The organism is Acinetobacter bereziniae LMG 1003 = CIP 70.12 (assembly GCF_000368925.1).
GTDB classification, from domain to species: Bacteria; Pseudomonadota; Gammaproteobacteria; order Pseudomonadales; family Moraxellaceae; genus Acinetobacter; species Acinetobacter bereziniae.
Window position 1 is genome coordinate 342,618 of record NZ_KB849756.1, and the last position, 14,398, is coordinate 357,015.

The following is a 14,398-nucleotide window of genomic DNA, read 5'->3' on the forward strand; positions in this document are numbered from 1 at the left end:
TTCTCCACGCCCAAAATCTTGTTGAATGTAACTTTCTGATCGTTGCATCATATTCATTAATTTTTATATCACTACCACGACGTATACACGACCTCATAACCAAGGCAGGTATACTGAACGAAAAAATAAATTTAGCGCCATAATAACTTCGGAATAAAATGACATTTCTCATCTAACCAACATAGTTTTTCTTGAGTTTCCAATCGATCATGAAGTCCCATTAAATGTAAAACATAACGGTCTAAATCACTGGCATCGACAGGTCTTTGGCTACTTATTCCCTTTTTCGGCATTTGATCATACCAAATCAGGATTGGTACACGATAACCTGCTTCTGTATCCGAACTATGACCTGCATAATTGAGTTCATGACCCACTTGATTTCCATGATCAGATAAAAAAGTAAAAGATCTAAAATCAGCCATTTTGGACAAAAGCAAATCAAACAGTTTAGAAACAATCCAATCTTGATAAAGGATACTATTATCGTATTCATTACGTTTTAACTGAATAAAATGATTGATTTTATTTTGCTCTAGCGTCCTTTCAACCTCATCATTTGTCGCATCATTAAATTTAGAAAACTGTTCAGGATAACGTAACTTATAATTTGGGTGTGAACCAATCAGATGTAGAATAATGAGCTTACGAGGCGTTGGATCATCTAACGCAGCTTTATAAGCTGGAAGAATATTTTCATCCAATGAACGACTACTCCGACCGGACTGTTTATTGATAAAAACCACTTCGTCGGCATAGTTTGCAAATAATGATGAGATATAAACATCATCTTGATTACTGATCCAATACACCTTGAATCCTGCAGCTTTTGCATAGCCCATAATATTTTCTGGTGCTTGGTCATCCATCGCATTGCGTGTGCCATCATTAAATAAATAACGTAGCGATTGAATGGTTGAAGATGCAGGCGAATAACCTCGACAAAATACTTTGAACTGCCCACTACGTTTGCTTAATTCAGGTGTTGTATTTCGAGGATAACCGCATAAGCCAAAATTAAAACTGGTAATACTGTCTGTTAAAACCACTGTATGGGTTTGCTGTTCAGCAAACGGTTTACGTCTATCCAATCTTTTTTCTGCGTTGGACGTCCAAGTTTGATGTATATGATGGTGTTGTGAAACACGTGACTGAAAATCTTTAATTTTGCCATAATATCCAAACCAATAAGCAAGTGGATGCAAAGCAAAAGAAGGCTTAAGTACGTAACTGACCACACACAGTAATATCAAAAAACCGAGGATTGAGCGCCCTACTACACGCTTTGGATAAATATGGTGATGTGGCTGATCAAAATATTTAAATAAGACTAAAAAATACAATCCCAATGTGGTTAAAAAACACAAAAGTAAAAGTCCAAACAATCCTAAATGCTGTTGTATAAACTCTAAACTTTCATTGAATGTGGTATTTGCAATCGACTCAACAATTAAATAGCCTTCTGCATCACTGTTAAATAACCACCAGCTCAGTGAAAGTAAGGTTGTATGCAAGAAAAAAATAAACCACCAAAGTATCGCGCATATTTTCCAAAACAATTTTGACTTGCTACTCGCTTGGAAGCATAACCAAATACCTGGCATTGCTAAAAATGCCAAACGTAAACTATCCGCCCAGCTTCCAGCAAAGCCCAATGTGAAAAAGACAATCAAGACAGGCAAAAGCAAATAAAATGCAAAAAACCATCGTTGTATATCTATCGGTAGTTGATTAAATCGGCGCATAGCACTTAAACGCTTTAAACTTTGAAAAAGTAATGTTGAACGAGAGCAGCAACACCAATCGTTAAGAATACCAGTGCACCAATTTTATGAATCAATGAAATTGGAAGTTTTTCTGCAAGTTGGTTGCCGATAAATACTGCTGGAGCATTCACCAACATAATTCCCAAAGTGGTTCCAACTGTCACCCAGCCGATACTGTCAAAACGAGCAGCTAAAGCAACTGTTGCAATTTGGGTTTTATCCCCAATTTCTGCCAAAAAGAACAGCACAAATGTTGCACCAAATACACCATATTTTTGCCATTTATTGATACTTTCGGATTCATCCCCTAATTCATCAGGAATAAGCATCCATATCGCCATCCCAATAAATCCTAATGAAACAATCCATAACAGTACAGTTGGACTCAATACCGTGGTGATCCACTGACCCAATATGGCTGAAACACCATGATTGACAAGTGTGGCTAAAAAAATCGCCAATAGAATGGGAATGGGTTTTCGAAATCGTGCAGACAGAAGCAGAGCTAAAAGTTGAGTTTTGTCACCGATTTCAGATAAGGCAACAACAGCAAGAGAGATAAGGAAAGCAGACATCATAATACTTTTCTCTGGCTAGCAATAATTACCAATGATTTATAACTCTAGCTAGCCAAAGCAGAGTAACAAATCAAAGGTCTTGCCAACAAAAAGAAATTATGATCAAAAAGATCTTTTGGTTCTTTGCTATGATGACCATGCCCATTTGAGCAATTATGTTGACCATCACCTTTTTACCCGAGGTAAAAAGCGACTACTCCCCAATGAAGTTTAGTTATCATAAAGAATACTTGAGCAATTTTCAAACATAATTTTGCGATATCAAAATTTCACATTTGATCTAGCATTGCGAGCCTGCAATAGTACGTTTTTACTCGATCTGTACAACTTATAGCATCTGAGATGCAACGCTAGAGTGATGATCAATTCTAAATTTTCATAATCATCAAATTGTTCAAAAGAAACACTTCAATCTATTGATGTTCGTGCATGATAAAATCAGCACAACTGAAAGCTGAAATTATAGTTCTTCATATGCTTATATTCTGGGAATATTGCAATATACCAATAGAGTAATTTTTCTCAACCTTATTCATACTTCCACCATTAGAAGGATTTTTATTCGACAAACAGTAGGGCTAAACGCACTTGGTCATATCCCATTTTAGGGCTGGTCAACTCTACGATTGGGCGTAATTTTATCGCACCATCATCATTAAAATGACTTGGATCTTGCCGTTTCATTAATTTTTTATAAATTGTCCGTATTTTCTCGACCACCTCTTCACCCGGATTAGCAACAGAAATATCAAGCCCTTGTTCCTTATGCAGTCTCGCCAAATGATTGATTATTGTTGCTGGGGTTAAACCTCGCTCAATGGCAATATCTTGAATTTCGTAGCCACTTTCAAACAACTCACGCGTTTCGTCCAATGTGGCTGAAGCATAGTTGGCTTTACCGTTATTACGCGCCAATTTTTTTTCATTGCGTTCTATTTCAGTGGCGTTCAATGTCCCACCACAATGGCGAATAAAAGCATTATGTTGAGGTGTTAAGTCAACCTCCGCATAGTGCTGTTCAGCTTCACTGGAAAGCTCTTGAAAACGACGATCTGCTTTGATTGCCAAACTATCAAGTTCTAATGCTTGATCGTTGAAGCCAAGCAATCTAAGCCCCTCAATTGATTTTAACCGTGACAAAGCAACATAACCTTGCCCTTTTTCAAAAGTATGACTCAAATTAATTTCAGCAGCTTCTAAGGTCATGCCTTGTGATTTATGAATAGTAATTGCCCACGCCAAACGCAATGGAACTTGTTGTAAACTGGCAATCGTTTTACCGCCTTCATTGTCCACTGACCAAGTTTCAGGAGCGACCAATAAAGTTGTTCCATCGGTCATTTTCACCTTGGGCAACATCCCCATTTCATCATCTTCTTCAAAACCAATCACTTCACCTAAACTGCCGTTGATATATCCCATGTCAAAATTATTTTTAACAAACATCACTTTGGCATGTTTTTTTAATGTCAGTTCTTCAGGCGCACGAACTGAAGATTTTAATGTTTCTATCAGCTTTTCATTCCCATCTGTCACTGCAACAAATTGATGATCATCACCCTCAATTGCATTTAAATGCTGAAAATTGATGCTATCCACATCCATGTTGTGCGTATATAAACGGGTGAACGTTTCACCTATATCTTGATGACGCGTATTTTGTAAGGCTTGAATATGTTGTGGCTGAATATTCTGTGCACGAATTGCATTGAGAATATCATTGAGTGCAGAATCATCTTGACGATGCTGTTCAGTCAAATAACAAACCCGAAATTTTGCCTCAACCCATGCATTAGACATAAAACAAAATTTATCACGATTCAGCTCATTATTTTTTCCTACAGGCGGAAGCTGAAAGAAGTCGCCGGCAGCAATCACTTGAATTCCACCAAAAGCATCATCAGATTCTTTAAAATATTTCAAAACTTGATTGACCAAATTTAACTGTTTGGCATGTAACATTGAAATTTCATCAATAATCAATACTTGAGCATTTTCCAGATGCTCTTTGAGATATTTACGCTCTTTCATCCTCTTCAAATCATCGTCTGAAAGCGTATCTTTAATGCCGATACCAGCCCATGTATGAATGGTCATTCCATTCATATGCGTCGCCGCAATCCCTGTAGAGGCTGTAATTGCGACAGGTACTTTACGGACTTTTAAATAATTGATGTATTGATTCAACGTATAGGTTTTTCCTGCACCAGCAGAGCCAGTCAAAAAGACATTTTCACCCGCTTTCATGAGTTTGAGTGCAGTTTCTTGTTTCATAACAGCCTTGAATTACCTTAACAGGATGGGACGGCTATAGCCTAACGATTTTTAATTAAAAAGTTAAGCCAAAAATAGCTTAGAAAAAAGAATAGACCCTGTTGACGATGTTTATAAATTACCGAGTTCTTCATTCGGTTGAATACTGCTTTTCCATTTTAAATGTTGATTCACATTTTCGATAAATGCCAGTGCCTTGCTTATATAAGATTGATCTGGAATATGATTATTAGGCAAGCGAAGTTGATCAAAGCTCAACTGCCCTAATTTATAGTAACAACCTAAAGTCATGACTTGATTGGGTTCAGCTATATTTGACATATGGAATGCTGCATATTCACGCTCCACTATTCTTGTGCTGTAGGAGACAGCTAAACAATGTTTGAAAACGACTGACTCTTGAGTAATTCGTTGTAAACTGTTGAGTTCCTCATAACACCAATCTTCAAAATAAATCTTTTGCATCGGCGCAATGCGATCCCACGAATCCACAGTAATTTTTTCTTTGAGTTTCGACATTGTCGTAACAAGATCATTGTGCAAATGCCATCGCTTCGCTTGTTGATAAAGACCAGACCAAGTCACATTACGTTCGATTTCATGATGTGTATTAAATAAATGCATCACATAGTCCAGAACAAAGCTGTCATAAATACTATAATGCGGCATTCGATCGGAATTGATATGTTTAAACTTCTTACGAAAATCATCTACCTGAATATTATGTTCGCGCATTTGAATAAAAAAATCAGGATGTTGCTGCAACTGAGGATCGATGAATCTGATTAATGGCGCAGGTAATTGATTGGCAATATGCTGAACAAACAACATAAATGCCTGAACAACACGACTGATTTTGACAAATATTTTCTTATAAGATTGGGCTTGATCACCAAGGATCAATGTAGCGAAATCCAACCATTCTTCGATATATAAATAAGAATTTGAAATCAACTTTTGCTGTGATTTATGTTCACTGACCGATTCTATAAAGCGGTAACGGCTATTTTTGGGATGATTTTGCCATTCATTTGTAATGGCAAATGAATGACATTCTATTAAGAATAACCGTGCAGCACTATTTTTAAAATATTTTAATACAGCCAATATTACTTCAGGAGAGATTTTTGAAGTATCAATGAGACTTAATACCGTGATTGTCACTCTAACGTTTACATCTGTAATATGCCGACTAATCCAATCATTAACCTGTTCATTTTGTTTATATAGCCAATTTACAGTACGTTTTAAAGCAAATATCGGCAATTTTACAAGTTGATCCAACTCCCAATATTCATCCTCTGCCTGCAAAAAATGTTGTTTACTCAATAAGTCCTGATACTGCCAAAAACCACGTTTCATATGCTTGGCATATGCCAACATTTGTGGGAACTCTTGTGCATGTTTCGACAATAATTGATAACTTGTAAAATATTGCTCAATCTCGCACAAACGTAATGACTCGGGGTGAAAAACTTTAAAAATCCGAAAAAAATGTTTGGGTAGGAACTGGTCTAGTGCAAAAATAGCCTGATGGAATTTTGGAATAAATTGCTGGATAGATAAGAACGTTTGCCCCAAGACAGAATTAATCAGCAATAAATGCTTAATATTAATTTCCACACTTAACGGAATAGCTTTACCATATTGAGCAAAATCAGAAATATAAGCATGATCAAAATAGTTATAATGGATTAAAATTCGATCAATCTGCTCAGCATCTGCTTGATTGATATTATACAAATACTGCTCTACTCTATTTTCACCATCAATCCAATCAAAGATCTGCTCAATCAATGTTTGACGAAGAATTTGTGCTTTGGTTTTTAAATCAGTGGGATGAATTTCATCATAAGATTTGGTATAAAAAAATACCTCTTGCGACACATATTGAATCAGTCGCTTAGGATAATGCGGTGACTCAGATAAATGTGCCAGCTTATCCTGATCAAACTCAAAAGACAGCCCTGCTGTCTCATCAAATTTAATCTGCAATAATTGGTTGGCTATACCGAGTTTGTGCTGTGCATGATCAAATTGGAAAAAGTTATCTGCATTCACCGCTTTTAAATAGTGAAGCTGATCAAGATAAATACGCTCTAAGCTTGCTGAAACTTGAATTAATTCTTGTGCAGCAAGTTGGTGTCTGTTTGGCAGCTGATCTTGAACTGTCTGCACCATAATCTGCTTAATCCATCTCTTTAAAATTCTATCGAGTTGAATATTCTATGCGAACCATTTAACAAAACAAATCGTATTAGATTATCTTTTGCAAAAGTTTGTTAAGTCTCTGTGGAGAATTTCACAAACGATTTACATTGTGGGTTTAAACGAAAAGGGTTCTGCTATTTTGAACAGCAGAACCCTTTCAAGCAACAGTGGCAATTCTGACAGAATTTCAAATTACATGTTTACAGTTTCATTAAGAATGTACTGGTTTGATTCCCATACGATCCTCAATCAAATCGTAACACCATTGGAAAATAAAGGTATAGATTAAAATACATGTGGTCATCCCTAAGTCCAATAGGACCGCCTGCCACAATGTCATATCCATTGCATAAGCAACCATTGGAATAGTCGCCAACATCAAGCCACCTTCGAAACCAATGGCATGCAGGATACGCACGCCAATAGTACGTTTAAGCTTTCTTTTATGCTCAAATTTCTCGAAGAAATGGTTAAAAATCATATTCCAAACTACAGATGTCACAGCCATAGCCACACCCAATACACCTGTAACTTCCATTGGAACTTCAAAAATAAAACTTAATGCAATCGCTATGATCACCAATAGGATGATTTCATAGCTCAATGCATGAATAATCCTTCTTTTGGAAATCATCATTTAAAACTACTCTTTTTGTTTCGACTGTTGCATTATATTTTTATAATATTGATCAATCGAGTCAGATTCTTTCAATTTTATTGAAAGATTAACTTTATTCTCTTTGCGATATTTCTTTCATTTTCACATGATCTCATTTACTAATGGCGGTCCAATATGAATATCAATCAAGAACAGTTGATGATTTTTAAAACAGTCATGGAAACGGGTTCTTTTTCTGCTGCCTCAAGACAGCTTGGAAAAGTTCCATCTGCGGTCAGCATGTCGATCGCCAACTTAGAAATTGATTTAAATCTTAAACTATTTAAACGGGTCGGACGCGAACCTATACCAACATCACAGGCACAGCTTCTATATGAAAAAACCGAACAACTTCTAATTGAAATGAATCAATGGAAACAACAAGCAATTGCCCTCAGCGAAGGTTTGGAATCCTCACTGAATATTGTGGTGGTTTCAGAGTTGGTACATACCGATTGGACCGAATATATTGCATTGCTTGCCCAACAGTTTCCAAGTTTACAAATCAACATTTTTTCTGCACCACAAGAAGATGCACTTAAAATGCTTATGAATCAGACAGCGCAATTGGCGTTGATGTTTGAACGTGAAATGTTAGAAAGCCGCGAACAATTTGTTGAGTTAAAAAAAGAAGCTTTAGTGCCTGTATCTGCAATCAATCACCCTCTATCTGCCCACTCAAAAGTAAGTTTTGAACAAATATTGCAATCCAGACAAATTGTTGTCGCCAGCCGAGATCGCACGATTAAACCCGAGTTACTCTATTCTAAAAATTACTGGCGTACTGACAATCATCACTCAGCTTGTTCGCTGATCTTAAAGGAATTAGGTTGGGGAGTACTTCCCTTAGAAATGTTTAATGAAAACCCAGAGCTCAAACATAAGTTAAAAATACTTGATTTGCTCGATTTCACACCAAAATTTGAATATTTTGTTGATTTGGTTTGGAGTCGTGAGAGTAATTTAGGTTCAGCTGCTCGTTTTTTGATTAATCACATTCGAAATCAAAGAATTCATACAAAATAATATGTCTTTCAGTACATTTTTCTATTTTGCTGAAATGGCATTGTGTTATAACTAAATCACAAATATTTTAACTAAGAAATAACCGGTAATGACTCAATCTGCATTAGACCAATTAAAACGCTTAACCACTATTGTTGCTGATACAGGTGATTTAAACGCTATTCAACAATTTCGCCCGCTAGATGCAACGACTAACCCTTCACTGATTACAGCTGCCGCTCAACAGCCTGAAAGTCGCACCTTGATTGAAGATGCTTATGCACAAGCTAAACAAGAAGGCTATGCACTTGATGAACTGGTCGAACGCACCATTGATATTCTGACGGTAAAACTCGGTGTAGAAATTTTAAATCTTGTTGAAGGACGAGTTTCTACGGAAGTTGATGCGGCACTTTCTTACAATACCGAAGAAACAATTGCGAAAGCCAAAGAACTATTGGCGCTGTATCAAAGCTACGGAATCAATCAAGATCGAATTTTGATTAAAATTGCATCTACTTGGGAAGGTATTCAGGCGGCTAAAGCACTTGAAGCAGAAGGCATTCATTGTAACCTGACTTTATTATTTGGTTTACATCAAGCCAAAGCATGTGCTGACGCTAAAGTCACGCTGATCTCTCCATTTGTTGGGCGTATTTTAGATTGGTATAAAAAAGCTGAAAATGTTGACAGCTACCCGATTGATAAAGATCCGGGTGTACGCTCTGTCAAACAGATTTATCACTACTACAAACAGAACCAAATTAAAACAGAAGTTATGGGCGCAAGCTTCCGTAGCGTAGACCAAGTTCTAGGACTTGCTGGTTGTGATTTACTGACTGTTGCTCCCGCACTGCTTGAAAAACTGGAAAATGATCAACGTACAGTAAGCGCTCAGTTGAACCATGAACAATCACATCAAGATCAACCGCATCAAGAAATTTCTAAAGCTGAATTTAAACAGCAACTCGAATCAGACTTGATGGCATTCCAATTATTACAAAGTGGAATTGATGGCTTTATTAAAGCCCGTGAACAATTGGCTTTATTATTACGCCAATCCTTTGGGCTTGAAGCTGATTTTATTGATTGAGTTTCAATCATTCACAGTGTTTAAAATGCACTAAAATTGCTCACATTCTAAAGCCGAGTTTGTTATCATAAGCACTTGGCTTTTTTATTCACTTTTCTTAAAGTGTGAGAATATTGTGTTTGGTATTACGGATGTCGTGACATATATATTAGGGACAATTTTTATCGTCATTCTCCCGGGTCCAAACTCGCTCTATGTGATGTCCATTGCGTCAAGATTTGGGATTAAAATAGGCTATATCGGCGCGTTTGGTGTTTTTACTGGTGATTTAATCCTGATCCTTTGTACCGTATTGGGTGCTGCATCCTTATTACATGCCTTTCCTTGGTTATTTGTAATTCTTAAAGTTGTGGGCGCGACTTATTTGTCCTATCTAGGAATTCGATTATTAATTGCCAGTGTTAAAACTTGGCGTAGCACACCACAAACGATTCAATCAGATGCTCTCTCATCAACCACGACTGAACAATTTCATCCTTTTCGTACAGCATTGACGATCAGCTTGTTAAATCCGAAAGCGATTTTATTTTATTTGTCTTTTTTTGTGCAATTTGTTGACCCAGATTATCCTTACCCAGCGCTAAGTTTTGCTGCTCTTTCTGTGATTCTACAAATCATTAGTATGAGTTATTTAACCATTTTAATTTTTTCTGGGGTTAAACTCGCAACCTTCTTTAACACCCGCTATAAAGTTGCGGCAGGATGTGTTGCAGCGGTCGGTCTATTGTTTTGCGCCTTTGGTATAAAGCTCGCAGTTTCGACCATGTAAAAGCATATAATGAGTTGGGTAAGCTTAAATTTAAAGCGTCTTCCACATTTAGGGGTATACAGCTTCGAAGGTTAAAATTGAGCATTACTTTGTTTATAATGCAATAATGGGGTTAAACAAAAAAAAGTAGTTAAGCAAAGTGAAGCATCGCCTAAGTCAGGATCAAGCAATGTTAATGTGTAGAATTGCTTGATCATAAAAAGCTTGAATTATCCAGCAATGATAATAAATTCAATTTTTCTATTTGCTTTTGATATTAAATTCTAATTAACGCTGTCAGCTTTAAAATGATCCATGTATGATGGATGCATTTTCAACCATTCAATCAAATTTAAAAGCAAGGGATCATGCAAAAGCTTCTCCAAGACTTCTCAGTACCTGCCGTATTTGCAGGCTTTATTACTTTCCTTATCGGTATCAGTGTTTCAGCTGTTTTAGTGATCCAAGCTGCACAATTACTTGGCGCGAATCCAGAACAAATTACCTCTTGGTTTTGGGCATTAGGTCTAGGTATTGGTCTCTCAGGTTTAATTCTGTCTTGGAAATTTAAATATCCTGTTGCAACCTCATGGTCTACTGCCGCACTCGCATTAATCATAGCAACAGCAAGTGGTTATTCACTTTATGAAGCAATTGGCGCTTTTTTAGTATCAGGTTTGCTTACAGCTGTACTTGGATTTTCAGGTATTTTTGAAAAAATCATAAATTATATTCCACAAAGTCTGACCAGTGCGATGTTGGCTGGAGTATTGCTAAAATTTGGAATTGCCTTATTTGCTAGCATGCAAAATGACTGGGCTTTTATCCTCAGTTTATTGGCTGTGTATGTGATTACAAAACGTTTATGGGCACGTTATTGCATTGTCATCACAGTGATTGCAGGGATTATCATCTGCCCATTCTTTATGGAGTTTCATGTTCCAACCTTACATTGGGGATTAGCAAAACCTGTATGGATGATGCCTGAATTCACATGGTCAGCAATTTTAGGGCTAGCGCTACCACTATTTGTGATCAATATGGCATCTCAATACTTACCTGGGATAGCGATGATTAAAAGTTATGGCTATCAACCGCATGTCAATCAGTTAATAGGTTGGACTGGAACCGCTCAAACATTACTTTCACCTTTTGGCTGCTATACCGTGAATATTGCTGCAATCAGTGCCGCAGTAAGCCTAGATGATCAAGTACATCCCGATCCATCTAAACGTTATATTGCTGGTATGAGTTGTGGATTTTTCTATATTTTAATGGGCTTGTTTGCTGCTACCTTAACCAGCTTATTGATGTCGTTCCCGCACTTATTTATCGTTGCTTTAGCAGGTATTGCTCTATTTGGTACGATCAGCCACAACATTGCGATTGCATTCCATGAAGTTAAAGACCGAGAAGCTGCATTACTGACCTTTCTCTTTAGTGCCTCAGGAATACAATTTTTCGGTATAGGTTCTGCGTTTTGGGGACTTTTATTTGGTTTTGCCGTTTCGTTTATCTTAAATTTTAGAGTCAGAAAATAATCAAATCCGATAAGGTGAGTTGCTTGACTTACCTTATCTAAAATTTAACTGAATAAATATATTCACTCCTCTACTGTTCAAAACAATAACTAATCATATTGAGCAGGGGTATATGAGTAAAAACAAAACACTGCTTTGTTTACAGCGCAAGAATAATGTTCAACAAAAAAAATGGATGATGTAATGTGAAGCATCGCATACGCAAATCGATTTAAACTTTAGATGTAATGCGTCGCATTGCAAGTTTTATATCATCAAAAAATAGACTCATCACATTGATTTATTGATCTAAAAATTATATTTATGTATGTTTTTTTAGCATATTGACTGTAAAAACACCAATACAAAGAAAGGGAATTTTAGCTAAAAAAAAGCTTACCCTAGGATGGATAAGCTCGAAACTTGAAACAACAATAGAAACTTCAAAAAAGAATCTGGTGCAGATTATAGTGATGAATAATTACTCAAACCAATATTTAAAAAAACTTAGTGAATAGGGTCTGTTGACATTTAGGGTTCATAATTTAACCTACAATGGGAGCCATAAAAATATACAAGCTAATGCAACAGAACTTTCATAGTTCCGTTTTAACTTGTCGTATCGAGTGGCTATTCCTCGAAATTGCTTTAATCTACAAAACATATTTTCTACTAAGTGCCTGATTTTATATAAATACCAATCCATATGGTCATTGTTTGATTGGCTATTGGATTTTTTAGGTATATTCGCTTTTGTTCTAGTTGCTCTAATCTGCTCTCTTAATGGCTCTGAATCGTAACCTTTATCTCCACATACAACCTCTACCTCATTTAAATCGAGTTTTGAAATTAAATCAGGTGCGACTTTAACATCATGCGTGGTTCCATCAGTAATAATGAAATCAATAGGATTCCCATTTGAATCTACAACTAAATGTATTTTGGAGGAGTTTCCTCCTGCACTTTTAGAGATTGCCTGATCAGCAATACCCGCAGAATGTTGATGAGCACGAATATGGGAACCATCGATGAATAGCCATTCCATATCGGTATTCAGTGATAATAATTTGAATATAGTGAGTAACTTACCACTACTTGACCAGCGATTAAAACGTTTAAAAATAGAGTTAGGTTGTCCAAAGCAAGTGGGTATGTCACGCCAAGGACATCCAGTTCTTATCCTATAAAGAATCGCTTCAATAAAATTTCTTAAATTTGAGTTGAGATGAATGGATAAATTACGCAAAATAGCTTTCAACTTTTGCCAGTGTTGATCTGTTAACATGGTACGAGGCATAGCGAATAGTAGAATTGGGTTTGGCGATTTAATTTTACTACTTCGCTATTTTTTAATCTAAAAGTGTCAACACACCCTAGTTTTTCTTACAAAATAAAATTAAACTGTTCACAATTATAAAAAATTAAAACTGAACACATCACACTTTTTAAGCATAAAAATATATAACAATCATCAAACTTTCCAAACTTAAGATTAAAGTATTAGATTTCTGGATAGTTACCTGTACCCTCAGGCCAAGGTGTTAACAGTTCAAACCCTGTTTCTGTCACAGCAACCATATGTTCCCACTGTGCAGATAAAGATTTATCTGCTGTCACAACAGTCCAACCATCTTTTAATTCTTTGACACTGGCTTTACCCGCATTAATCATAGGTTCAATGGTAAATACCATGCCTTGTTTAAGCACTAGCCCCTGTCCTGGTTTTCCATAATGCAATACATTGGGCTGTTCATGATAAATTTTACCAATGCCGTGACCACAATATTCACGAACAATACTATAGCCTTCACGTTGACCTACACTTTGGATGGCATGCCCAATGTCTCCAAGTGTTGCACCGGGTTTTACAGCATGAATACCTGCAACCATTGCCTCATATGTAGTTTCTACTAATTTTTTAGATTCAGGCTTTACAGTACCCACATAATACATACGACTGGTATCACCAAAATAACCATCTTTAATGATTGCTACATCAATATTAATAATATCGCCATCATTCAAAACAGTATTTTTAGATGGAATACCATGACATACCACTTCATTGGGAGAGATACAGATAGTTTTTGTATAACCATAATACCCCACATTGGCTGGAATAACTTTGAGTGTATTCACAATATAATCATTACAGATGTCATCCAAATATTCAGTCGTTACCCCTGGCTTAACATATGCACCAATCATTGCTAAAACTTCGGCAGCTAAACGCCCTGACACTCTGAGTTTTTCAAGGTCTTGTTCAGTTTTGATGGTGACTGTTGAAGCTTTCATTGGATCTGTCCGCAAAAGTGAACCGATATTATATGCTTTTTCGATTGCTTTAGGGCTTTTTCTTGTTGATGATGAGAGTTAAAAATGTCGATTGGTATGCATAATTATAAAAATAAGCTTTAAACTACGAGTTTGCGTTTTTTAATCCTATAAAATTTTCTTTAAAATTGGCTTTTACAAATTTAACTAAATTAAGCGCTGAATCATCCACATAAATATAACTCATATGGTTAATTGGTTAAAATTTATA

11 protein-coding genes and 1 riboswitch are annotated in these 14,398 nt (G+C 36.3%); of the genes, 4 read left to right on the plus strand and 7 right to left on the minus strand.

Annotated features, from left to right (window positions below):
- Window positions 1-131 precede the first annotated feature (131 nt).
- The 5 genes from F938_RS11720 to aceI all read right to left on the minus strand — a co-directional run bounded on the left by F938_RS11720 (window position 132) and on the right by aceI (window position 7,466).
- Window positions 132-1,745, minus strand: a complete 1,614-nt coding sequence (locus tag F938_RS11720; protein WP_005032004.1) for a phosphoethanolamine transferase — start codon at window positions 1,743-1,745, stop codon at window positions 132-134.
- 14 nt (window positions 1,746-1,759) lie between these two features.
- Window positions 1,760-2,341 carry a TMEM165/GDT1 family protein gene (locus tag F938_RS11725; protein WP_010591536.1) on the minus strand — a complete coding sequence of 194 codons (582 nt, stop codon included), beginning with the start codon at window positions 2,339-2,341 and terminating at the stop codon, window positions 1,760-1,762.
- 71 nt (window positions 2,342-2,412) lie between these two features.
- Window positions 2,413-2,558: riboswitch (yybP-ykoY riboswitch) on the minus strand.
- A gap of 344 nt (window positions 2,559-2,902) precedes the next feature.
- On the minus strand, window positions 2,903-4,618 hold the full coding sequence (locus F938_RS11730) for an AAA family ATPase (protein WP_004830420.1): 1,716 nt from the start codon (window positions 4,616-4,618) through the stop codon (window positions 2,903-2,905).
- 111 nt (window positions 4,619-4,729) lie between these two features.
- Window positions 4,730-6,799, minus strand: a complete 2,070-nt coding sequence (locus tag F938_RS11735) for a hypothetical protein (RefSeq protein WP_005032008.1) — start codon at window positions 6,797-6,799, stop codon at window positions 4,730-4,732.
- A gap of 241 nt (window positions 6,800-7,040) precedes the next feature.
- Window positions 7,041-7,466, minus strand: coding sequence for a chlorhexidine efflux PACE transporter AceI (gene aceI / locus F938_RS11740; RefSeq protein ID WP_004830418.1), 426 nt, complete (start codon window positions 7,464-7,466; stop codon window positions 7,041-7,043).
- Between the two features lie 156 nt (window positions 7,467-7,622).
- Here aceI and aceR point away from each other — a divergent pair, with 156 nt between their 5' ends.
- From aceR to F938_RS11760, 4 genes are all read left to right on the plus strand, one after another.
- A complete protein-coding gene (aceR, locus tag F938_RS11745) occupies window positions 7,623-8,513 on the plus strand; it encodes an HTH-type transcriptional regulator AceR (RefSeq protein WP_004830417.1) in 891 nt (296 codons plus the stop codon).
- Between the two features lie 88 nt (window positions 8,514-8,601).
- Complete coding sequence (tal, locus tag F938_RS11750) at window positions 8,602-9,585, plus strand: transaldolase (protein WP_005032010.1); 984 nt, start codon at window positions 8,602-8,604, stop codon at window positions 9,583-9,585.
- Window positions 9,586-9,700: 115 nt separating this feature from the next.
- Window positions 9,701-10,354 carry a leucine efflux protein LeuE gene (gene leuE, locus F938_RS11755; protein WP_004830415.1) on the plus strand — a complete coding sequence of 218 codons (654 nt, stop codon included), beginning with the start codon at window positions 9,701-9,703 and terminating at the stop codon, window positions 10,352-10,354.
- Window positions 10,355-10,701: 347 nt separating this feature from the next.
- A complete protein-coding gene (locus F938_RS11760) occupies window positions 10,702-11,874 on the plus strand; it encodes a benzoate/H(+) symporter BenE family transporter (protein WP_004830414.1) in 1,173 nt (390 codons plus the stop codon).
- Window positions 11,875-12,403: 529 nt separating this feature from the next.
- Here the strand turns inward: F938_RS11760 and F938_RS11765 are convergent.
- Window positions 12,404-13,150, minus strand: coding sequence for an IS5 family transposase (locus F938_RS11765; RefSeq protein WP_005032014.1), 747 nt, complete (start codon window positions 13,148-13,150; stop codon window positions 12,404-12,406).
- Window positions 13,151-13,353: 203 nt separating this feature from the next.
- On the minus strand, window positions 13,354-14,148 hold the full coding sequence (gene map / locus F938_RS11770) for a type I methionyl aminopeptidase (protein ID WP_005032016.1): 795 nt from the start codon (window positions 14,146-14,148) through the stop codon (window positions 13,354-13,356).
- Between the last annotated feature and the right edge of the window lie 250 nt (window positions 14,149-14,398).